Raw genomic sequence first — 22,498 nt, 5'->3', positions numbered from 1 at the left:
CCTGGCGTATTTTTTCTAGGATGCAGGCAAGCCATCGAGGACCTTGCCCCATGCGTTTATCACTCGCAACCTTGTTGTTCGCCCTGTTCAGCAGCCTTGCCGCCCACGCCGAGACCAGCCCCATGGACAACCGCCTGCACAACGCAGCCCGCATAAACGACGTACGCACGTTGCAACAGTTGCTGAAACAAGGTGCCCGGCTGGACAGCCGTGACGAGCAGGGCCGCACTGCCCTGATGGTCGCCACCCAAGACAACCAGATCGCAGCGGCCCAGGCACTGATCGAGGCCGGTGCCGACGTGAATGCCAAGGACAACATCAATGACAGCCCCTACCTGTACGCCGGCGCCCGTGGCCTGAACGACATCCTGCAACTGACCCTGAGTCACGGCGCCGACCTGAAGAGCACCAACCGTTACGGCGGGACTGCGCTGATCCCTGCGGCCGAGCGCGGGCATGTCGAGACGGTGCAAATGCTGATCGATGCCGGGGTGGATGTGAATCACCTCAACCAGTTGCACTGGACCGCGCTGCTGGAGGCGGTGATTCTGGGCGATGGCGGGCCGCGGCATGTGGAGATTGTGCGCCGGTTGCTGGCGGCCGGGGCAGATCGGCAGATTGCCGACAAGGATGGCGTGACAGCGCTGGAGCACGCGCGGCAGCGGGGATATCGAGAGATGCAAAAACTGCTTGCGCGCCAGGCATAGCTTGCAGGAGCAGTTTTGTGCTGCGAAAGGCCGTTATGACTGGCAATTGGATGTTGCAGTATTGGCCTCTTCGCAGCACAAGGCTGCTCCTACCGGTTCAGTGCATGCGTTGAAATTTCCGCAACTTTCGGTCAGACCACATCTTCGTACGGCAGCCCCACATAGTTCTCGGCAATGTTCACCAGCCCCGCCGGCGATGTCAGGAAGTACTCGCGGTCAGCCTCCTGCATCTTCTGGTCCCAGGCGTCCTTGTGGTTACCGAAGTCATGCAGCAGCTGGGTCATGAACCAGCTGAAACGCTCGCCTTTCCATACCCGGCGCAAGGCCAGCGGCGAGTACTGCTGCAGCAGGTCGGTGCGCCCTTCGCGGTACACCTTGACCAGGATCCGGTACAGGTAGTTGACGTCCGACGCAGCCAGGTTCAAGCCCTTGGCCCCGGTTGGCGGGACGATGTGGGCGGCGTCACCGACCAGGAACAGGTGGCCGTACTGCATCGGTTCGACCACCAGGCTGCGCAGCGGCGCGATACTTTTTTCAAGCGCCGGGCCGGTGATCAGGTCGGCGGCCACATTGGCGGGCAGACGGGCTTTGAGTTCGTCCCAGAAGCGCTCGTCGGACCACGCCTCCACCCGATCATCCAGTGGCACCTGCAGGTAATACCGGCTGCGCGTCTGCGACCGCTGGCTGCACAGGGCGAAGCCGCGCTCATGGTGTGCGTAGATCAGCTCATGGTTGACCGGCGGCGTATCCGACAGCAGGCCCAGCCAGCCAAACGGGTAGACCCGCTCATACTGCTGCAGCACGCCTTCGGGAATGCTCTGCCGCGATACACCATGGAAGCCGTCACACCCGGCAATGTAATCGCAGTCAACCCGATGCACCTGGCCGTCTTTTTCAAACGTCAGGTAGGGCTTCTCTCCCTTGAGTTCATGCGGCTGGACATTGCTGGCCGCGTAGATGATCGGCGCACCATTGGCCTCACGGGCCTGCATCAGGTCACGGGTAACCTCGGTCTGGCCGTATACCATTACCGTCTTGCCCCCGGTCAGGGCCTTGAGGTCCAGGCGCTGACGGCGGCCGCCAACCAGCAACTCGACGCCCTCATGTACCAGGCCTTCACTGTCCATACGCCGGGATACGCCAGCTTCGCGCAGCAGATCGACGGTGCCCTGCTCCAGTACCCCGGCGCGAATGCGACCGAGCACGTACTCTGGCGTCTGGCGCTCGACAATCACATTGTCGATGCCGGCCTTGTGCAGCAGTTGGCCAAGCAGCAGGCCGGACGGACCTGCACCAATAATTGCAACCTGAGTTTTCATTGTTGTTATCTCTGTTCGGACAATGCCGGCCCCGCACTGGCAGTGGGTCGGCATCTGCTTTTAGGGTTTACCCTTGCATTTTTACTGGCAAAAACTGCCATAGAAGTGTGTTATTCCATGCAAAATCTGCACTTTTAAAAAATTCGTTCGATTAACGGACAGGCCAACCCGCATGAAATCCACCCTACCCGGCGTTCCCTTGTTCAAGTTGTACGGCGAAAATCAGGCCTGGCCGGGCACCGACCTGCTGCACTGCGAGTCGATCCCGGCGCGCAGCCGCCTGCACCATTGGGAGATCAAGCCGCACCAGCATGCCGAGCTGTTCCAGCTGCTGTATGTGCAGCGCGGCGAGGCCCAGGTGGAGATCGAAGGTTTACGCAGCGCCATTGGCGAAGCCGCCATCCAGGTGGTGCCGCCGATGACCGTGCACGGCTTTCGTTTCAGTGCCGATATCCAGGGCCATGTGCTGACCTTCGGCCCGGCACTGGTGGCGGCCCTGGAGCAGCGCCTTGGCGCGCCACTGACGGTGCTGGCCAACCCGGCGTGTTACCGGCTGGGCAAGGACCGTATGCACCTGCGCAGCCTGATCGACACCCTGCAGCAGGAATACCAGGGCAACGCCCCGGCGCGGGCGGCCCTGCTCGAGGCGTTGGTGACCGCGCTGATGGTGTGGATCAGCCGCCGCCAGCAACTGGGCCAGGCGCCGCGCAACCGTGATGAACGTGACCGCCAGTTGCTCGGGCAATACCTGCGCCTGGTCGAGGCGCATTACCGGGAACATTTGTCGGTGGAGGATTTTGCCGCGCGGCTTAATGTTCCAAGCCTGCAACTGAATCAGCTGTGTCGGGCGTTGAGTGGGCAGACAGCGCTGCAGGTCGTGCACCAGCGCTTGTTGCTGGAGGCGCGGCGGAACCTGGTGTACACGCGCATGAGCATCGGGCAGTTGTCGGATAGCCTGGGGTTCACCGACCCGACGTATTTCGCGCGGTGGTTCAAGCGGTTGAGTGGGCAGACACCCAATGGCTATCGGCGGGCGGTGCAGCCGGACTGATCAGTGCCTGCCTGTGCCGGCTCCTGCTTGACGTAAACGTCAACCTACCCTCAGGATACCGCCATACCCCACGCAGAGCCCGAGCATGAGCACCCAGACCTACAGCATCTCCGACCTGTCCCGCGAGCTTGACATCACCACCCGTGCCATTCGTTTCTACGAGGAACAGGGCCTGCTCAGCCCGGAGCGCCGCGGCCTGGAACGCATCTATTCGGCGCGCGACAAAGTCAGCCTGAAGCTCATCCTGCGCGGCAAACGCATCGGTTTCTCACTCGCCGAGTGCCGCGAACTGATCGAGCTGTACGACCCCACCAGTGGCAACCTCAAACAGCTCAACAGCATGCTGCTGAAAATCGCCGAGCGCCGCGCCCAGCTGGAACAGCAGATGCTCGACATCCACCAGATGCAACTGGAACTGGACACCGCCCAGGAGCGCTGCGAACAGGCCCTGGCCGCCACCCTGAACAACAAAGACCACCGCTGAACGCCACAGGAAACCCGCCATGCACTTGCCCAAAGAAGTCCGTCTGGTCGAAGTAGGCCCCCGCGACGGCCTGCAGAACGAAGCCCAGCCCATCAGCGTCGCCGATAAGGTGCGACTGGTGGACGACCTCACCGAGGCGGGCCTGGCCTACATCGAAGTGGGCAGTTTCGTCTCGCCCAAGTGGGTGCCGCAAATGGCCGGTTCTGCCGAGGTATTCGCCAGCATCCAGCAGCGCCCGGGGGTCACTTATGCGGCTCTGGCGCCAAACCTGCGCGGCTTCGAGGACGCCCTGGCCGCGGGCGTCAAGGAAGTGGCCGTGTTCGCCGCCGCCTCCGAAGCGTTCTCGCAGCGCAACATCAACTGCTCGATCAGCGAAAGCCTCAAGCGCTTCGAGCCGATCATGGAAGCCGCGCGCAACCATGGCGTGCGTGTACGCGGCTATGTGTCCTGCGTGCTCGGCTGCCCCTATGAAGGCAAGGTCAGTGCCGAACAGGTCGCCCCGGTAGCCCGCGCCCTGCACGACATGGGCTGCTACGAGGTGTCGCTGGGCGACACCATCGGCAGCGGCACCGCCGGCGATACCCGGCGGCTGTTCGAGGTGGTGTCGGCACAAGTACCACGGGCACAGCTGGCCGGGCACTTCCACGACACCTACGGCCAGGCCCTGGCCAACGTCTATGCCAGCCTGCTCGAAGGCATCAGCGTGTTCGACAGCTCGGTGGCTGGGCTCGGTGGCTGCCCGTACGCCAAAGGCGCTACCGGCAATATCGCCACTGAAGATGTGGTGTACCTGCTGCAGGGGCTGGGTATTGAAACCGGCATCGACCTTGATCGGTTGATCGCCGCCGGGCGGCGGATCAGCAGCGTGTTGGGCCGCGACAACGGGTCGCGGGTGGCACGGGCGCGCAGCGCACAATAAGTCATACGGCTGTCACATGTGCGTGGGTGGAGTGTTACCGCCCCCACGCTTCACAGTAGAAAATCGGGTAACAGGGAAACAAATCGACAGAATTTCAGGCGACGGGATTTTGCGCAAAATCGTTAAGCCATTGATTTTAAAGGCTTTTCAAAAGTTGGCACGCACCCTGCTATATCTTTGGTACAAGAACAACAAAAATGCGATACCCAATAAAAACAACAGGTAACGGCTCTGACATAACAAGAACAACACGGCAGAGGCGTAGCAAGCAGATCTTTTTGGAGTCGACACGCTTTTCAGGGGTACGCCCCGCGGTCTGGCACAGAACAATAAAACTACCACAAGGTAGCAGCAGCCAGGTTCGGATCAGCAATGATGAAGGCAGGTCAGCGCTCAAAAAAATACGTTTGCTCTTGACCCCGCATGGGGGTCGCTCGCAACACCAGGACAGGCTTACAAAAACAATAAAAGGCCCGTCCCAATAATAAAAAAAGAGCAGGCAGCAACGCTTTGAGGGGAGCTTAGGCTCCCCTCAGTGCTTCCCGTCCTCTTCCTCCTTCTGCTTTTCCTCGTTCTGCCCTTCTACCTTGTCTACCAGCATCGGCATCGTGCCCAGCACCAGCAGGGCCAGCACCGTGCTGATCAGCGCCGTGGCTTCGCGCCCCATGCCGGCAGCCGTACCGATTGCGGCGGTCATCCATAGCCCCGCGGCCGTGGTCAGGCCTTTCACGTGGCTGGTGTCCTGGCCGTTACCCTTGAGGATAGTGCCCGCACCCAGGAAGCCGATACCGGCGACGATGCCCTGGATCACCCGGCTCAGCGCCTGCTCATCAGCCCCGGCCATGCTCGGTGCCAGCACGAACAGCGCCGCGCCCAGCGAGACCAGCATGTGCGTGCGCACCCCGGCGGACTTGCCCTTGTGTTCGCGTTCGAAGCCCAGGACTGCACCCAGCACGGCCGCCATCAGCAGCCTTACGGAAATCTGGGTCACCTCGCGCCAGTCGGTGATATCGGCGAATTCGGCCTGGATCGTTTGCCAGATCAGCTCCATTGCGGCCGCTCCCACGCTGAGCATTGAATTGCCAGGACCGCGAAAGGACCGGGCCTGCCATCTGCAACTGTGGACCACTGCGCCTTTCATAAAGTGCCGCTCAGCCTGCCGATGCAGCATCTGCCTCTGCCCCGTGGTCCACCCTGTAACAACCCCAGGAGGACCACACCATGCCTGTTGAAGTCGACGAAACCACCCGCCGCTGCACGCTGGTTGGCGAAGACGTGCGTATCGAGGGCGACGGCCCGGACATCGAAATCGTCACCGACGAGCAGTTGCGCATGTCGGTAGCCCTGCTCGCAGGCCAGCGCGTGCCCATTACCGAAGCCGAGGCCGATGCACTTACCGTGGCGGGTGCGGTGGATAGCCGCAGGCATCTGAAGGCCAGTACGCCAGGCTCGGTAATCTGAGGCCTGGCGGGGCGCACCCCAGCAACTGATATGGTTTTTATCGTAAAATCTGAACCTGTGCTGATAACAGCTTCAGGGCCATAGTGCTCATGCCTGATCGAGGCCTGATGAGCACAGAACCATGAGCGATAGAGTCCCTTTCACAGAGATCACCACTGCCCCAGCCAGTCCCCGGACGCGACGCTACGACAGCGGCATCCACACCCGCAGCTTCACCGGGCTGTACCGCAACCTGCGCATCGGCTTCGCCGGTGTGCTGTTTGTGCTGTTTTTCGGCACCGCCTGGCTGAACTGGGATGGCCGCCAGGCCGTGCTGTGGGATTTGGAGAACAGCAAATTTCACATCTTCGGCGCCACCTTCTGGCCCCAGGACTTCATCCTGCTGTCGGCACTGCTGATCATCTGTGCCTTCGGCCTGTTTGCCATCACCGTGTATGCCGGCCGCGTGTGGTGCGGCTACAGCTGCCCGCAAAGCACCTGGACCTGGCTGTTCATGTGGTGCGAGAAACTCATCGAGGGTGACCGCAACCAGCGCATCAAGCTGGCCGCCGCGCCCTGGACCCCGGGCAAATTCGCCCGCCGCACGCTCAAGCACAGCCTGTGGCTGGCCATCGGCGTAGTTACCGGGCTGACCTTCGTCGGCTACTTCACCCCTATCCGGCCACTGGCGGCGGAGCTGTTCACGTTGCAACTGGGCGGCGTGGCGCTGTTCTGGGTGCTGTTCTTCACCGCCGCCACCTACATCAATGCCGGCCTGCTGCGCGAAGCGGTGTGCCTGCACATGTGTCCTTATGCCCGTTTCCAGAGCGTGATGTTCGACAAGGACACCCTCGCGGTGGCCTACGACCCGCGTCGCGGTGAAACCCGAGGCCCGCGCAAGAAAGGCAGCGACGCACGCGCCCAAGGCCTGGGCGACTGCACCGACTGCACCCTGTGCGTGCAGGTATGCCCCACCGGTATCGATATTCGCGATGGCCTGCAGATGGCCTGCATCGGTTGCGCCGCGTGCATCGACGCCTGTGACGGGGTGATGGACAAGATGGGTTACCCGCGCGGGCTGATCGGCTACAAGTCAGAACACAGCCTGCAGGGCGGCACCACCCACTGGCTGCGCCCGCGCCTGCTCGGGTACGCCGCCGCACTGGTGCTGATGATCGGTGCGCTGGTGCTGGCCCTGCAGTTGCGCCCGATGGTGTCGCTGGACGTTATCAAGGACCGCGGCCTGTTCCGCGAGAACGCCCTGGGCCAGATCGAAAACATCTACCTGCTGAAAGTCATCAACAAGACCGAGCGCACACAGCACTATGCACTGCGCTTGCTGGACGCCGACGGCTTCACCTTGCAGGGCAACAGCACCCTGGTGATCCCTGCCGGTGAAATGAGTGAACTGCCAGTATCGGTGGCGATGCTCGCCGAGCGCCCGACCAGCAGTTCGCAGACCCTGAATTTTGAAATCAGCGAACGTGACAACCCTGCTGTGCGCAGCGTGGCCGAGAGCCGCTTCGTCGCACCGATCAACCGCTGATCCCTTACACTGACACCACCTTGCCTGCCAGGCTTCGACAGAAGGCCAGAATGAAACGTTACGAACGCTTCGCCGACGACATCGCCGAACTGATCCGCTCCGGGGTGCTGGGCCCCGGCCAGCGCGTGCCTTCGGTGCGCTATGCCAGCCAGACCCACGGGGTCAGCCCGTCCACCGTGTTCCAGGCCTATTACCTGCTGGAACGGCGCGGGCTCATTCGTGCCCGGCCGCGCTCGGGTTACTTCGTCAACACCCACGCCCCACGCCAGTTCAGCGAGCCACAGGCGCTGCAGCCGGTCAGCGAGTCCACCGACGTCGACGTCAGCGCGCTGGTGTTCTCGATCCTGGATTCGATCAAGGACCCCAACACCATACCGTTCGGCTCGGCCTTCCCCAGCCCCGAACTGTTCCCGCTGCAACGTCTGTCGCGCTCGCTGGCCAGCGCCAGCCGCAGCATGGACCCGCGCATGGTGGTGACCGACCTGTCGCCCGGCAACCCGCAATTGCGCCGGCAGATTGCCCTGCGCTACATGGTGGGCGGGCTGATGCTGCCAATGGAAGAGCTGCTGATCACGAACGGCGCGCTGGAAGCATTGAACCTGTGCCTGCAGGCGGTAACCGAGCCCGGCGATCTGGTGGCCATCGAAGCCCCGGCCTTTTATGCCTGCCTGCAGGTGCTGGAGCGGCTCAAGCTCAAAGCAGTGGAAATCCCCGTGCACCCGCGCGAAGGCATGGACCTGGGTGTACTGGCGCAGACCCTGGAAAAACACCCGGTCAAGGCCGTGTGGTGCATGACCAATTTCCAGAACCCGGTAGGCGCAAGCATGCCGGAGGCGAAGAAGCAGGCCCTGGTAGAAATGCTTGCGCGCCATCAGGTGCCCTTGATCGAGGACGATGTGTATGCCGAGTTGTACTACTCGCAGCAGGCACCCAAACCCGCCAAGGCCTTCGACACCCAGGGCCTGGTCATGCACTGTGGTTCGTTCGCCAAAAGCCTGGCACCCGGCTACCGGATCGGCTGGGTCGCGGCCGGGCGCTTTGCGCAGAAGATCGAGCGGCTCAAGCTGATGACGTCGCTTTGCGCTTCGATGCCGGCGCAGGCGGCCATTGCCGACTACCTGCAGCACGGCGGATACGACCGGCACCTGCGCAAGCTGCGCTATGCCCTGGAGGGCCAGCAGGCCAACATGCTGGCCGCCATCGCCCGCTACTTCCCGGCTCAGACACGGGTAAGCCAACCGTCCGGGGGCTACTTCCTGTGGCTGGAACTGCCCGAGCAGATGGACGCCCTGAAACTGTTTCACATGGCCTTGGCCCAAGGCATCAGCATCGCCCCCGGGCCGATCTTTTCGCCCACCCGGCGCTTCGGCAACTGTATCCGCCTGAACTACGGCAGCCCTTGGCATGACGGCGCCGAAAGGGCCATGGAAACCCTGGGGCGGATCATCCGCTCGTTCTGATGCCTAACCACCCAATGGGCAGCATGCCGACCGGGTATCCGCCTACAGGCGAACAGGTTAAAGTCTTTGCCTTCTCCTGCTTCGGACCTCGGCATGTCATCCCGCGACCTGCTTTCCCTGCATCAACAAGTCGAAGCCCTGCAGCGGCAGAACGCGCTACTGGAGGCACAGGTTGCGAGCCTTCAAGGCCATGATCAGAACCTCTACCGTTCGCTGTTCGACACCATGGACGAAGGTTTCTGCATCATCGAGTTTTTCGACGGCCCGCACGGGCCGCTCAGTGACTATGTGCACGTGCTGGCCAATGCGGCGTACGCCAAACACGCCGGCATCGCCAACGTGGTCGGGCAGAAGCTGCGCGAAATGGTGCCCGACGAAGCGGATGGCTGGGTGGCACGCTATGGCGCGGTGCTGCGCACGGGCGAACCCTTGCAATTCGAGCAGGAACTGGTGGCCACCGGCCATGTACTGTCCGTTACCACTTTCCGCGTGGAGCCGGCCGAAAGGCGCCAGGTGGCGGTGCTGTTCAAGGACGTCACCGAACGACGGCGGGCGGAACAGGCCTTGCAGCGCCTGAACGAAGAGCTTGAACAGCGGGTGAATATCGCACTGGCGGAGCGCCGACTGTTTGCAGAGCTGATCGACCACAGCGTCGTCAACGTGCATGTGGTCGGTAACGACATGCGCTGGCTGGCGGTCAACAGCCAGGCGAAACACGACTTTCGGTTGCTGTATGGGCAAGCACCGGAGGTCGGCGATTACGTCCCGACGCTGATCGACGATGGCAGCGATGGCCAGACCCCAATTTTACCAATGTGGCAGCGCGCCCTGGCGGGCGAGCAGTTCACCGAAATCGGCCGCTTTGGTCAGGTAGCCGCACAACGCCATTACGAGCTGCGCTTCAACGCCCTGCGTAACGCCGAAGGTGAAATCCAGGGTGCCTACCTGTTTGCCTATGACATCAGCGAGCGGGTGCGGGAGCAAGAACGCCTGGCCAAGGCGGAGGAAGCCTTGCGCCAAGCGCAGAAAATGGAAGCCGTGGGCCAGCTCAGTGGGGGTATCGCCCATGACTTCAACAATTTGCTCGGCGGCATCCTGGGCGCCCAGGAGCTGATGCGCCAACGCCTTGAGCAGTCGCGCTTTGACGCCCTGGAACCGTTGCTGGAGCTGTCCAGCGGTTCGGCGCAGCGGGCTTCTTCGCTGGTGCACAGGCTGCTGGCCTTTTCTCGCCAGCAGACCCTGCAACCTTGCTCCACGCAAGTGGCCACGCTGGTAACCGGCATGGAGGAGCTGCTACGCCGCACCATCGGCCCGGCAATTACCCTGAGCAGCCAGTTCGCCAGCCAGTTGTGGCCAACGTTCATCGACCCGCCACAACTGGAAAGCGCCCTGCTCAACCTATGCATCAATGCCCGCGATGCCATGCCCGCAGGCGGTGCGATCGATATCATCGGCGACAACCTGCTGCTCGACCCCAATCAGGCCCAGGCACTGGAACTGCCAGCCGGCGGGTATCTGCGGCTGAGTATCATCGACGATGGCAAAGGCATGTCGGCAGAGGTGGCCGAGCGCGCCGTCGAGCCGTTCTTCACCACCAAACCGGCGGGCCAAGGCACCGGTCTGGGGTTATCCATGGCCTACGGCTTCGTGCGGCAGTCAGGCGGACAACTGCGGGTGCTGTCGGTGCTGGGTGAGGGCACGCGCATCGAACTGCTGCTGCCCCGCCACCACACGCAACCGCAGGCGCCGGCCCCCAGACCGCGCCGTACACCTTTGGCAAGAAGCGCGTCGACAGAGCAACGCATTCTGCTGGTCGAGGACCAGTCCGCGCTGCGCCTGGTGGTCTGCGAAGTGCTGGAGGAGCTGGGCTATCGGGTCGACGCGTTCGAAAACGGCCCCGCCGCCCTCGCCCACCTGCAAAACGCTGAGCGGCCAGACCTGCTACTGAGTGATATCGGCCTGCCCGGCGGCCTGAATGGCCGGCAGGTGGCCGAGCGTTGCCGTGAGCGCTATCCCGATCTGAAGGTGCTGTTCATCACCGGTTACGACGAAAGCGCGGCGCTCAGTGACGGCCAGTTGCTGCAGGGTACGCTGGTGCTGACCAAGCCGTTCGAACTGGAAGTGCTGGCCGAGCGGGTACGGGAACTGATCGAAAGTTGACGGGGGCGTTCAGCGCCCGCCGCTGAGGTCGATGAAGGTGCCGGTGGAGTAGGACGCCTTGTCGGAGAGCAGCCACAGGATGGCCTCGGCCACTTCCTCGGGATGCCCGCCACGTCCCATGGGCAGACCGGCTTCCAGCTTGCTGACCCGGTCGGGGTCGCCGGACAGCGCATGGAAACCGGTGTGGATATAGCCCGGCCGTACACCATTCACGCGAATGCCCTCGCCTGCCACTTCCTTGGCCAAGCCGATGGTGAAGGTATCGAGCGCGCCCTTGGAGGCGGCATAGTCGACATATTCGTTGGGCGAGCCCAGGCGCGCGGCCATCGACGACACGTTGACAATGGCCCCGCCTTGCCCGCCATGCCGGCGCGCCATGCGCAGCAGGGCGTGCTTGGTGCAGAGCATGGGGCCGACGACATTGGTCTTCATGACCTTTAGCAGGCGGAACTCGGACATGTCCTCGACGCGGCTCTGCTGGCCAATGGTGCCGGCATTGTTGACCAGTGCAGTGACCGGGCCGAGCTCCTCGTCGACGCGCCGGAACAGCTGGACAATCTCGTCTTCAACGCTGGCGTCGGCGCGCACGGCGATAGCCTGGGCGCCCAGAGCGCGGACCTGGCCGAGGATATCTTCGGCTGCCTGTTCGTCGGCGTGGTAGTTGATGCAGATGCGGTAGCCCTGACGGGCAGCCAGCAGCGCTGTGGCGGCGCCAATGCCCCGGCTACCGCCGGTGATGACGATGACTTTCTGCATGAATGTGCCAGTTGTTCGGGAAGGGAAACTCGACAATAGGCGAAAAATCTGCACAGTGGAATGACCAAGATCAGCGCTGTTGCTATAGATCTTGATCTTGATCTTGATCTTGATCTTGATCTTGATCTTGATCGTCGCGACTTCAGGAGGCCGAGCGCAGGCCTTGCGGAGGGAGGTGACGGGCAAGGATGCCCGTCAAGCGCTGGGCCCCAGGATGGGGCCTGCAGCGCGGTCCTCCCGGGAGCAAGGCCGGAGTGAGGGGACCCCGAAGCGAAGCGTAGGGGCCGGATGATGGGAGCGAGCGGTTTTTGGTTACTTTTTTCCAAGAAAAAAAGTGACTCGCCGTAAGGGCGAAAAGGTGAGTAAGCGTCGCCATCGCAAATGGACTGTTCGCCATATCTAAACCGGCGCATAAGCTTCAAGCTTCAAGCTTCAAGCCATGGGCATTCATATCAAGTAGACATTCATTAGCGAGGGTGGCGCTGATTCACCTTTCCGCCCTTACGGCGGGTCACTTTTTTTCTTGGAAAAAAGTAACCAAAAACCGCCCGCTCCCATCATCCGGCCCCTACGCTGCGCTTCGGGGTTCCCTCGCTCCGGGCTTGCTCCCGGGAGGACCGCGCTGCAGGCCCCATCCTGGGGCCCAGCGCTTGACGGGCATCCATGCCCGTCACCTCCCTCCGCAAGCCCTGCGCTCGGCCTCCTGAAGTCGCAACCTGTGTCGCCGGGACTATCGCGCGCTTAGAAGCAAAGCAAGAGCAGGAGCAGGAGCTGTTGCTGTTGCTGTTGCTGTTGCTGTTGCTGTTGCTGTTGCTGTAGATCTTGATCTTGATCTTGATCTTGATCTTCGCGACTTCAGGAGGCCGAACGCAGGCCTTGCGGAGGGAGGTGACGGGCAAGGATGCCCGTCAAGCGCTGGGCCCCAGGATGGGGCCTGCAGCGCGGTCCTCCCGGGAGTAAGGCCGGAGTGAGGGGACCCCGAAGCGAAGCGTAGGGGCCGGATGATGGGAGCGAGCGGTTTTTGGTTACTTTTTTCCAAGAAAAAAAGTGACTCGCCGTAAGGGCGAAAAGGTGAGTAAGCGTCGCCATCGCAAATGGACTGTTCGCTGCATCAAAACCGGCGCACAAGCTTCAAGCTTCAAGCTTCAAGCTTCAAGCTTCAAGCTTCAAGCTTCAAGCTTCAAGCCGCAGCATACCCATCAATGCCCCGCCGAAGCCGGCCCCGCCTTGGCCGTAAATGGCGGCTTGGCAAACCACACCAGCAATATCAACCCCGCAAACACCCAAGTCATCAACGTGAAGTAATCCACCGTCGACATCATGTATGCCTGCCCGTTGAGAATCTGCTCCAGCTGCGCATAACTCTGCGGGCTTGCCCCACCCAGTTGTTCAAGCGTATGCCGCGTAGTCGGGTCGAACTGGCTGATGTTCTCGCTCAGGTACGCATGGTGCTGGTCCGCCCGGCGGATCCAGATCCAGGTCGTCAACGACGCCGCAAAGCTCCCCCCCAGGGTACGCAGGAAAGTTGCCAACCCGGAGCCATCGGCAATCTGGTGCGGCGGCAGGTCAGACAGCAATATGCTCAACGTCGGCATGAAGAACAGCGCCACACCAATCCCCATGAACAGCTGCACCAACGCCACGTGCTGGAAGTCCACCTCACTGGTAAAGCCCGCCCGCATGTAGCAGCTGGCACCGATCGCCAGAAACGCCAGCCCCGCCAGCACCCGCAGGTCGAACCGGTGCGCATACTTGCCCACGAACGGCGACATGATCACCGGCAGCAGGCCGATCGGCGCCACCGCCAGACCCGCCCAGGTGGCCGTATAGCCCATCTGCGTCTGCAGCCACTGCGGCAGGATCAGGTTGATGCCGAAGAACCCCGCATAGCCCCCCACCAGCACGATGGTGCCCACCCGGAAGTTGCGGTGCACAAACAGCCGCAGGTTCACCACCGGGTGCCGGTCGGTGAGTTCCCAGATCACGAACACCGCCAGGAACACCACCGAAATCACACTGCCGATGATGATGAACGACGACTCGAACCAGTCCAGGTCGTTACCCTTGTCCAGCACCACCTGCAGCGCGCCAACGCCGATGATCAGCGTCAGCAGCCCGATGTAGTCCATCGGCTGGCGACTGGTAACCACCGGCCGCGAGCGCATCTGCTGGCGCACCACAGCGGCAGCGAACAGGCCGATCGGCACGTTGATGAAGAAGATCCACGGCCAACTGTAACTGTCAGTAATCCAGCCCCCCAGGATCGGCCCGGCAATCGGCGCCACCACCGTGACCATCGCCAGCAGCGCCAGGGCCATCCCCCGTTTCGCGGGCGGGTACACCGCAATGAGCAACGTCTGGGTCATCGGGTACAACGGCCCGGCAACCACCCCCTGCAACACACGAAAGCCCACCAGCTCAGGCATCGACTGGGCGATGCCGCACAGGAACGAGGCCACCACGAACAGAAGCGTGGCCCAGATGAACAGCTTCACCTCACCAAACCGCCGGCTCAGCCATCCGGTCAGGGGCAAGGCGATGGCGTTGCTCACAGCAAACGAGGTAATAACCCAGGTGCCCTGCTCGTAACTCACCCCCAGGTTGCCGGAAATGGTCGGCAGGGCGACGTTGGCAATGGTGGTGTCGAGCACCTGCATGAAGGTCGCCAGCGACAGGCCGATGGTGGTCAGCAGCAGGCTCGGTGGCGTGAACTGGGCCGCAGCATTGTTGCTCATCGTTGGGCCGTCTTGCCGGTTGCGCTGTTTTCGTGGATCAACCGGGCGATCAGGTTGTCCGCTTCGACCAGCTGACGGTCATACACCTGGGTGGTGTAGCTGGCCTGCTGCGGTGGCTGCTGGGCCAGGGTCGGGCCGCTCTGGTCGTGCAGGTCGACTTCCACCACGGTGGACAAGCCGATACGCAGCGGGTGGTCCTTGAGCTGGTCGGGGCTGAGGTGGATGCGTACCGGCACGCGCTGGACAATCTTGATCCAGTTACCGGTGGCATTCTGCGCCGGTAGCAAGGCAAAGGCGCTACCGGTGCCGGCCCCCAGGCTGTCGACCGTGCCGCTGTATTTGACCTCGCTGCCGTACAGGTCGGCGCTGATCTCGACCGGCTGGCCGATGCGCATGTCACGCAGCTGGGTTTCCTTGAAGTTGGCGTCGATCCACACCTGGTCCAGCGGGATCACCGCCATGGTCGCAGTGCCTGGCTGCAGGCGCTGGCCCAGCTGCACGGTGCGCTTGGCGACGTAGCCGGTAACCGGCGCTACCAGGGTGGTGCGGGCGTGGTCGAGGTAAGCCTGGCGCAGGTCGGCGGCAGCCGCCATCACCTCGGGGTGCGAGGACACTACCGTGTCGTCGACCAGCGCGCTGCTGGTGCTCAGTTGCTGGCGGGCACTGTTGACGGCGGCCTGGGCCACGCTCAGATCATCGCGAGCGTGGGACAGCTCTTCGGCGGCAATCGCACCGCTGTCGGCCAGCACCTTGCGCCGATTGAAGTCCTGCTGTGCCTTGCGCAGTTCTGCCTGGCGCGTCTCCAGCTGTGCCTTGAGCGAGTCGACATTGCTGTAGAGCCCGCGCACCTGGCGCACGCTGCGGGCCAGCTTGGCTTCGGCGGACTGCAAGGCCACTTCGCTGTCGGCCGGGTCGAATTGCAACAGCACCTGGCCGGCATGGACCAGGTCACCGTCATCGGCGCCGATGCTGGTGACGGTGCCGGTGACCAGCGGGGTGATCTCCACCACGTTGCCATTGACGTAGGCGTCATCGGTGCTCTGGTGCCAGCGCCCAACAAGGCTGTACCAGGCCCAGACGCCGACACCGCCAACGATGATCAGCAGCAGCAGGCCAAGCAGCCAGACCTTGCGTTTGCGCGACGGCTCGGGTGCGGCGGGGGGATTTTGAGTGTCTGCGGAAGTGGCCATGACAATACCTTGAATAATTCGTGACAGGGTTCAACGGTCGCCGAAGCGGCGGATCGTCAAAGGGTCGCCAGCGCCGAGCAGCACCTTGGCCAGCAGGCCTTCCAGGGTCTTCAGCTCCTCGGGTTGCAGCACACCGCACAGCTCGTTCATGGCCGCAGCGCCGATTTCCGGCAGGCGGTCGGCCAGGCGCTGGCCGTCGGCGGTGAGCGCCAGGCGCACCTGGCGGCGGTCATCGGCGCAGCGGTTGCGCACGATCAGCTCCTTCTGCTCGAGGCGGTCGAGCATGCGGGTCATCGAACCGCTGTCCAGGCCGAGGTAGCGGCACAGCTCGGCCGGAGTGTCCACCTGATACTGGGTGACGATGATCAGCACCTTGAACTGCGCGGCAGTGACGCCCTCTGATTCGAGGTGCCAGTCGAGGATGCGGTCCTTGAGGATCGCCGCGCGGCCAAGCAACATGCCGATGGCGCAGGTCTGGAAGTTTTCGGGTGAGAAATGGGCCATCAGGGACTGCTCGGGTAATTGTGTACAAATATTACTGCCTAGGCAGTGAATGTCAAAGCCTTGATTAGCTAGCTATGCAAAATTTCATGATATTTGCCCTACGCAGCCCTGGAGAGGCCTGTGGTAGCGGGCGTGCCCGCGAACACCGGCGCAGCCGGTGCCATGCACCGCGTTGGATTCTTCGCGGGCGCGCCCGCTCCCGCAAGGTACGCGGTGCACCCAGCATCAGTTCTTTTGGGATCTCCTACACGGTTCGCAGGCCCAACGCCTCGACCGCCCCGCAAGCAATCGCAATCCCCACCAGCTCGGCCAGGCTGGTGGCCTGCAACCGCTTCATCACCCGCCCCCGGTACAAGTCCACAGTCTTCACGCTGACGCCCAACCGCTCTGCAATCTCGCGGTTGCTCAAGCCTTGGGCCAGCGGCACGAACACATCACGCTCACGCGGCGTCAGGCCGTCGATGCGCGCTTGCACCTCGGCCAGCGCCTGATCGCACTTACGCGCCCGCTCGGCGGACTCCAGTGCGGCCTGCACGCTGTCGAGCAACAACTGGTCGCTGTAGGGCTTCTCGATGAAGTCGCAGGCGCCAGCCTTGAACGCACGCACCACGATCGGCACATCGGCATGGCCGCTGACAAAGATTACCGGCAGCGCCAAGCCGCGCTCGCGCATGGCCTGCTGTACGGCCAGCCCGCCCAGCCCCGGCATGCGCACATCCAGCAGCACGCAGGCCGCCCCATCGTCCACACAGGCGTCGAGAAACGCCTGCCCACTGGCGAACGGCAAGGCCTGCAGGCCCACTGACTGCAGCAACCATACGGTCGAATCACGCATCCCCTGGTCGTCATCGACCACATACACTTTCGCTTGCACCACTACCCCCTTTATCCCCTGCTCACCGCCAGCCGGCAGCACAGTACCAGGCCGCCGTTGTCACCGGCCCGCGCCCACAGGCTGCCGCCAAACCCTTCAATCAGGCTGCGGCTCATGCTCAAACCCAAGCCCAGGCCGTCGGCCTTGCTGGTGGTAAATGGCGTGAAGATGTCATCCAGCCGCCCAGGCGCCACGCCCGGGCCCTGGTCGGCCACCTCGACCCGCACACCGTCGCCTTCGCGCACGGCGCCGAGCAGGATACGTGAGGGCCGCTCGCCATGCTGCTCGCGGTTGGCATCGATGGCGTTGCGCAGCAGATTGAGCAGCACCTGCTCCAGCAGCACCCGGTCGGCGTACACCAAGGGCAACTGCGCGCTCATGCGCAACTCGACGGCCACCTGATCACGCGCGGCTTCCCAGGCGCAAAGGCGCATTGCTTCGCCAGCCACCTCGGCCATGTCCAATGCCTGCAGCCGGCGCGGCCCTTTGCGCAGAAACGCGCGCAGGCGGCGGATCACTTCGGCGGCGTGGGTGGCCTGCTCACTGATGCGCTGCAGGCCCTGCCCGACCCGCTCGCGGGCTTGCGGGTCGCGCTCCAGGCCCTGCAAATAGCGCTGGCTGGCATTGGCGTAATTGACCACGGCGGCCAACGGCTGGTTGATCTCGTGGGCGATGCCCGAGGCCAGTTCCCCCAGCGTCGCCAGGCGGGCACTGTGCGCCAGGTTCTCCTGGGCTTCGATACGCAGGGTGATATCGCGCGACACGCTGACCACTTCCACCACGGCACCGGTGTAGGTCTCGCGAATGGCCCGGCTGGCGATCTCGAACCAGCGATAACCGCCCGCCGCCTGACGCACCCGGCAGGTGGTGGTGTGGTAACCGTCCTGATCCAGCGCGGCGGCCGCCTGGCGCAGGACCTGGCGGCGTTCATGCGGGTGCAGCAGGCTGTACACGGCCCGGCCGCGCAGTTGCTCGGGCCACAGGCCAAGCAGACGATAAGCTGCCGGCGAGGCATCGAGGAAACGGCCGTCGGGGCTGTGTCGGGAAATCAGGTCGGTAGTGTTTTCGATGATAAGCCGGTAAAGGCGCCTGGCGCGGCTGGCTTCGCGTGCACCCTGGCGCTCTTCGCTGGCGTCACGGCAGCGACCTAGCACCTGCTGGCCCTGGTCATCAGGAATGAATGTCCAGAGCACCGCTCGCTCGCCAACCTGTACCTCGACATCGGCAATCGCCCGGTGCTGGCGCAGGCAGGCACGTACCAGGGCTGCGCAATTGGTCGGCAGCCAGTGGACCAGCGCCGGGCCTTCATCGACCCAGGCCTGCAACGTCGGGTTGAGCAGCAACGGGCTGGCGTCACTGGCCAGCAGCAGGCTGGGTTGCGGGTCCTTGGCAAGCAAGGGGGAAGCGGTCTTGTCCACGGCAGGCGGCTCGCTGATCTAGTAGTTTTACTATATTGCTATAGTCGATATTCCTACTACCATAGCGACTCGCGTAAAACAGCGACAGAGGGGAACGGCCCACCGCCCGCCTCCCGACACCCTGAACAGAGCTAACAATCAGCCATCGGGGGCCAGGCGCACAGGCTGTGCCTGCCTCCCTCACAGGATTACCGCATGTCGATCTATGCCCAGGGCCTGATGCCCGCTGCCGTCAACCATGTCGCCCTCACCCCGCTGAGCTTCATCGAACGCACCGCCACCGTATACGGCAACTATCCGGCGGTGATCCACGGCGCCATCCGCCGCAACTGGCAGCAAACCTACCAACGCTGTCGGCGCCTGGCCAGTGCACTGGCAGGCCGGGGCATCGGCAAGGGCGACACGGTGGCGGTGATGCTGCCCAATACCCCGGCCATGCTCGAAGCGCACTTCGGCGTGCCCATGACCGGGGCCGTGCTCAATACCCTGAACGTGCGCCTGGACGCCGAGGCCATCGCTTTCATGCTGCAGCATGGCGAAGCCAAGGTACTGATCACCGACCGCGAGTTCCACGCCGTCATCGAGGACGCTTTGGCATTGCTCGAACACCCGCCGTTGGTGGTCGATGTGGATGACCCGGAGTACGGCGAAGGTCGCGCAGTCAGCGAACTGGACTACGAGGCGCTGCTCGCCGAAGGCGACCCGGAATTTGCCTGGGAGTGGCCCGATGACGAATGGCAGGCCATTTCCCTCAACTACACCTCCGGCACCACCGGCAACCCCAAGGGCGTGGTCTATCACCACCGCGGCGCCTACCTCAATGCCCTGGGCAACCAGATGACCTGGGCCATGGGCCACCGCCCGGTGTACCTGTGGACCTTGCCGATGTTCCACTGCAACGGCTGGTGCTACCCCTGGACCATCACCGCCCTGGCCGGCACCCACGTGTTCCTGCGCCGGGTCGACCCGCAGAAAATCCTGACCCTGATCCGCGAACACCGGGTCAGCCACTTGTGCGGCGCGCCGATCGTGCTCAACGCCCTGGTCAACATGCCCGAGGCGGCCAAGGCGGCCATCGAGCACCCGGTCCAGGCCATGGTTGCCGGCGCCGCGCCACCGGCCAAGGTCATCGGTGCCGTCGAAGAGATGGGTATCCAGGTCACCCACACCTACGGCCTGACCGAGGTCTACGGCCCGGTCACCGTGTGTGCCTGGCATGACGAATGGGATGACTTGACGCTGGAAGAACGCGCGCGCATCAAGTCACGCCAGGGCGTGCGCTACCCGACCCTGGACGGCCTGATGGTCGCCGACCCGCAAACCCTCGAACCTGTGCCACGCGACGGCAACACCCTGGGCGAGATCTTCATGCGCGGCAACACGGTGATGAAGGGCTACCTGAAAAACCCCGAAGCCACCGCCGAAGCCTTCCGGGGTGGCTGGTTCCACACCGGGGACCTGGCCGTGTGGCATGCCGACGGGTATGTCGAGATCAAGGACCGGCTCAAGGACATCATCATTTCCGGCGGCGAGAACATCTCCACCATCGAAGTCGAAGACGCCCTGTACAGGCACCCCGCCGTACTGGAAGCCGCCGTGGTGGCGCGCCCGGATGAAAAATGGGGCGAAACCCCGTGCGCCTTCATCGCCCTCAAGCCAGGCCGCGAAGATGCCCGCGAGGCGGACATCATCAGCTGGTGCCGCGAGCACCTGGCCGGGTTCAAGGTGCCGAAGACCGTGGTGTTTGGCGAGCTGCCCAAGACCTCTACCGGCAAGATCCAGAAGTACGTGCTACGCGACCGGGCCAAAACCCTCTGATGCCTTGGTGGCCTGTTCGCGGGCTTGCCCGCGAACAGGCCAGCCCTGATCTCCTACTTTTCGAGAGCTCCCCATGACCACCTACTCTGCCCCCCTGCGTGACATGCGCTTCGTCCTGCATGACGTGTTCAACGCCCCGGCCCTGTGGGCCCGCCTGCCCGCCCTGGCCGAACGCATCGATGCCGACACTGCCGACGCCATCCTTGAGGAAGCGGCCAAAGTCACCGGCCAGCTGATTGCCCCGCTCAGCCGCAACGGCGACGAGCAAGGTGTGCGCTTCGACGCAGGCGAAGTCACCACGCCTGACGGCTTCCGCGAGGCCTGGCACACCTACCGCGAAGGCGGCTGGGTCGGCCTGGGTGGCAACCCGGAATACGGCGGCATGGGCATGCCAAAAATGCTCGGCGTGCTGTTCGAAGAAATGCTCTACGCCGCCGACTGCAGCTTCAGCCTGTATTCGGCGTTAAGCGCGGGCAGCTGCCTGGCAATCGATGCGCATGCCAGCGAAGCGCTCAAGGCTACCTACCTGCCACCGCTCTACGAGGGCCGCTGGGCCGGCACCATGTGCCTCACCGAACCCCATGCCGGCACCGACCTCGGGCTGATCCGCAGCCGTGCCGAGCCCCAGGCTGACGGCAGCTATCGCATCAGCGGCAGCAAAATCTTCATCACCGGCGGCGAACAGGACCTGACCGAGAACATCGTCCACCTGGTGCTGGCCAAGCTGCCAGACGCGCCGGCGGGGGCCAAGGGCATCTCGCTATTTCTGGTGCCCAAGTTCCTGGTCGAGGCCGATGGCCGCCTGGGCACGCGCAACGCCGCGCATTGCGGTTCGATCGAGCACAAGATGGGTATCAAGGCCTCTGCTACCTGCGTGATGAATTTCGATGACGCCGCCGGGTATCTGCTGGGTGAGCCGAACAAGGGCCTGGCGGCGATGTTCACCATGATGAACTACGAGCGCCTGTCCATCGGCATCCAGGGCATCGGCTGTGCAGAAGCCTCGTACCAGAGCGCCGCCCGCTATGCCGGCGAGCGCCTGCAAAGCCGCGCTGCCGGCGGCCCCCAGGCGCAGGACAAGGTGGCCGACCCGATCATCCACCACGGCGATGTGCGGCGCATGCTACTGACCATGCGCACCCTCACCGAAGGCGGCCGGGCATTTGCCGCCTACGTCGGCCAGCAGCTGGACCTGGCGCGCTATGCCGACGACGCCGGCGAGCGTGAGCATGCGCAGCGCCTGGTGGCGCTGCTGACGCCGGTAGCCAAGGCATTTTTTACCGACAACGGCCTGGAAAGCTGCGTGCTCGGCCAACAGGTGTATGGCGGCCATGGCTATATCCGCGAATGGGGCCAGGAGCAGCGTGTGCGCGACGTGCGCATCGCGCAGATCTATGAAGGCACCAATGGCATCCAGGCCCTTGACCTGCTCGGGCGCAAGGTGCTGGCCGACGGAGGCCAGGCGCTGGCCAGCTTTGCTGCCGAAGTGCGGGCCTTCAGCGTGGGTGCGCCGCTGCATCGCGAGGCCTTGCAAGCGAGCCTGGCACAGCTGGAGGCCACCAGCGCCTGGCTGCGTACACGTGCGGGTGTGGATGCCAACCTGGTCAGCGCGGTGGCGGTGGAGTACCTGCAGCTGTTCGGGCTGACCGCGTATGCCTACATGTGGGCGCGGATGGCGGCGGTGGCATTGGCCAAGCACGATGGGGACCCTGGGTTTTATGGGGCCAAGCTGGCATGTGCCGAATTCTTCTTCCAGCGTGTCTTGCCACGCAGCCTGGGGCTGGAGGCAAGTATTCGGGCGGGCAGTGGCAGCCTCTACGGGCTGGGTGCGACGCAGTTCTGAGAGCCTGACGCGGTCCTGCCTGTGTAGGAGCAGCCTTGTGCTGCGAAGAGGCCAGTGCAAGATGCATGGGTTTGCACATAACTTACTTCAGCAGGGACCCTGTGGGAGCGGGCGTGCCCGCGAACATTGGCGCAGCCGGTGCCATGCACCGCGTAGATTCTTCACGGGCGCGCCCGCTCCCACAGGCTACGCGGAGCGCCCAGCATCGGTTCTCTGCGCGCCAGCGCAGCCCAATGGGCTGGGCACTCTCCTACCCTAACCGTTACAGGCGTCA

Annotated in this window: 19 protein-coding genes; 11 read left to right on the top strand and 8 right to left on the bottom strand. The window is 63.5% G+C overall.

Going from position 1 to position 22,498, the window contains the following annotated elements; genetic code table 11:
- Positions 1 to 50: 50 nt before the first annotated feature.
- On the top strand, positions 51 to 707 hold the full coding sequence (locus tag AC5O5I_RS12015; protein ID WP_172221249.1) for an ankyrin repeat domain-containing protein: 657 nt from the start codon (positions 51 to 53) through the stop codon (positions 705 to 707).
- 131 nt (positions 708 to 838) lie between these two features.
- On the opposite strand, the gene pobA is transcribed toward AC5O5I_RS12015, so the two are convergent.
- Complete coding sequence (gene pobA / locus AC5O5I_RS12010; RefSeq protein ID WP_172221247.1) at positions 839 to 2,026, bottom strand: 4-hydroxybenzoate 3-monooxygenase; 1,188 nt, start codon at positions 2,024 to 2,026, stop codon at positions 839 to 841.
- 172 nt (positions 2,027 to 2,198) lie between these two features.
- Between pobA and AC5O5I_RS12005 the strand changes: the two genes are divergently transcribed.
- The 3 genes from AC5O5I_RS12005 to AC5O5I_RS11995 all read left to right on the top strand — a co-directional run bounded on the left by AC5O5I_RS12005 (position 2,199) and on the right by AC5O5I_RS11995 (position 4,480).
- On the top strand, positions 2,199 to 3,077 hold the full coding sequence (locus tag AC5O5I_RS12005; protein ID WP_172221244.1) for a helix-turn-helix domain-containing protein: 879 nt from the start codon (positions 2,199 to 2,201) through the stop codon (positions 3,075 to 3,077).
- 85 nt (positions 3,078 to 3,162) lie between these two features.
- On the top strand, positions 3,163 to 3,561 hold the full coding sequence (locus tag AC5O5I_RS12000; protein WP_172221241.1) for a MerR family transcriptional regulator: 399 nt from the start codon (positions 3,163 to 3,165) through the stop codon (positions 3,559 to 3,561).
- Positions 3,562 to 3,580: 19 nt separating this feature from the next.
- The gene (locus AC5O5I_RS11995) at positions 3,581 to 4,480 is read left to right on the top strand and encodes a hydroxymethylglutaryl-CoA lyase (protein ID WP_172221238.1); all 900 of its coding nucleotides are present in this window, start codon (positions 3,581 to 3,583) and stop codon (positions 4,478 to 4,480) included.
- Between the two features lie 532 nt (positions 4,481 to 5,012).
- On the opposite strand, the gene AC5O5I_RS11990 is transcribed toward AC5O5I_RS11995, so the two are convergent.
- A complete protein-coding gene (locus AC5O5I_RS11990; RefSeq protein ID WP_172221235.1) occupies positions 5,013 to 5,531 on the bottom strand; it encodes an MgtC/SapB family protein in 519 nt (172 codons plus the stop codon).
- 170 nt (positions 5,532 to 5,701) lie between these two features.
- Between AC5O5I_RS11990 and AC5O5I_RS11985 the strand changes: the two genes are divergently transcribed.
- From AC5O5I_RS11985 to AC5O5I_RS11970, 4 genes are all read left to right on the top strand, one after another.
- Positions 5,702 to 5,941, top strand: coding sequence for a DUF3203 family protein (locus AC5O5I_RS11985; RefSeq protein ID WP_172221232.1), 240 nt, complete (start codon positions 5,702 to 5,704; stop codon positions 5,939 to 5,941).
- 121 nt (positions 5,942 to 6,062) lie between these two features.
- Complete coding sequence (gene ccoG / locus AC5O5I_RS11980) at positions 6,063 to 7,466, top strand: cytochrome c oxidase accessory protein CcoG (RefSeq protein WP_172221229.1); 1,404 nt, start codon at positions 6,063 to 6,065, stop codon at positions 7,464 to 7,466.
- A gap of 50 nt (positions 7,467 to 7,516) precedes the next feature.
- Positions 7,517 to 8,926 (top strand): GntR family transcriptional regulator MpaR, encoded by a 1,410-nt coding sequence (gene mapR / locus AC5O5I_RS11975; RefSeq protein WP_172221226.1) that lies wholly within the window; start codon positions 7,517 to 7,519, stop codon positions 8,924 to 8,926.
- Between the two features lie 93 nt (positions 8,927 to 9,019).
- A complete protein-coding gene (locus tag AC5O5I_RS11970; protein WP_172221223.1) occupies positions 9,020 to 11,086 on the top strand; it encodes a PAS domain-containing protein in 2,067 nt (688 codons plus the stop codon).
- Between the two features lie 9 nt (positions 11,087 to 11,095).
- Here AC5O5I_RS11970 and AC5O5I_RS11965 read toward each other — a convergent pair whose 3' ends face one another.
- Positions 11,096 to 11,842, bottom strand: coding sequence for an SDR family oxidoreductase (locus AC5O5I_RS11965; RefSeq protein WP_172221220.1), 747 nt, complete (start codon positions 11,840 to 11,842; stop codon positions 11,096 to 11,098).
- Positions 11,843 to 12,505: 663 nt separating this feature from the next.
- Here AC5O5I_RS11965 and AC5O5I_RS11960 point away from each other — a divergent pair.
- Positions 12,506 to 12,661, top strand: coding sequence for a hypothetical protein (locus AC5O5I_RS11960; protein WP_494512799.1), 156 nt, complete (start codon positions 12,506 to 12,508; stop codon positions 12,659 to 12,661).
- A gap of 380 nt (positions 12,662 to 13,041) precedes the next feature.
- Here the strand turns inward: AC5O5I_RS11960 and AC5O5I_RS11955 are convergent, their stop codons facing one another.
- From AC5O5I_RS11955 to AC5O5I_RS11935, 5 genes are all read right to left on the bottom strand, one after another.
- The gene (locus tag AC5O5I_RS11955; RefSeq protein ID WP_172231344.1) at positions 13,042 to 14,577 is read right to left on the bottom strand and encodes a DHA2 family efflux MFS transporter permease subunit; all 1,536 of its coding nucleotides are present in this window, start codon (positions 14,575 to 14,577) and stop codon (positions 13,042 to 13,044) included.
- Positions 14,574 to 15,767 carry an HlyD family secretion protein gene (locus AC5O5I_RS11950; protein WP_172231341.1) on the bottom strand — a complete coding sequence of 398 codons (1,194 nt, stop codon included), beginning with the start codon at positions 15,765 to 15,767 and terminating at the stop codon, positions 14,574 to 14,576. The genes AC5O5I_RS11955 and AC5O5I_RS11950 overlap by 4 nt, the downstream gene beginning before the upstream one ends.
- A gap of 30 nt (positions 15,768 to 15,797) precedes the next feature.
- On the bottom strand, positions 15,798 to 16,271 hold the full coding sequence (locus AC5O5I_RS11945; protein WP_172231338.1) for a MarR family winged helix-turn-helix transcriptional regulator: 474 nt from the start codon (positions 16,269 to 16,271) through the stop codon (positions 15,798 to 15,800).
- Positions 16,272 to 16,515: 244 nt separating this feature from the next.
- A complete protein-coding gene (locus tag AC5O5I_RS11940) occupies positions 16,516 to 17,148 on the bottom strand; it encodes a response regulator transcription factor (protein WP_172231335.1) in 633 nt (210 codons plus the stop codon).
- Between the two features lie 8 nt (positions 17,149 to 17,156).
- Positions 17,157 to 18,563 (bottom strand): sensor histidine kinase, encoded by a 1,407-nt coding sequence (locus tag AC5O5I_RS11935; RefSeq protein WP_494512629.1) that lies wholly within the window; start codon positions 18,561 to 18,563, stop codon positions 17,157 to 17,159.
- 195 nt (positions 18,564 to 18,758) lie between these two features.
- Between AC5O5I_RS11935 and AC5O5I_RS11930 the strand changes: the two genes are divergently transcribed.
- Both AC5O5I_RS11930 and AC5O5I_RS11925 read left to right on the top strand, forming a co-directional pair.
- Complete coding sequence (locus AC5O5I_RS11930) at positions 18,759 to 20,381, top strand: acyl-CoA synthetase (RefSeq protein WP_494512628.1); 1,623 nt, start codon at positions 18,759 to 18,761, stop codon at positions 20,379 to 20,381.
- Between the two features lie 73 nt (positions 20,382 to 20,454).
- Positions 20,455 to 22,224 carry an acyl-CoA dehydrogenase C-terminal domain-containing protein gene (locus AC5O5I_RS11925; RefSeq protein WP_494512627.1) on the top strand — a complete coding sequence of 590 codons (1,770 nt, stop codon included), beginning with the start codon at positions 20,455 to 20,457 and terminating at the stop codon, positions 22,222 to 22,224.
- Positions 22,225 to 22,498 lie beyond the last annotated feature (274 nt).

This window comes from Pseudomonas sp. 9_2_1, from assembly GCF_059295275.1.
Note: the sequence above shows the minus strand (reverse complement) of the source record. Positions and strands in the feature narration are given on the sequence as shown.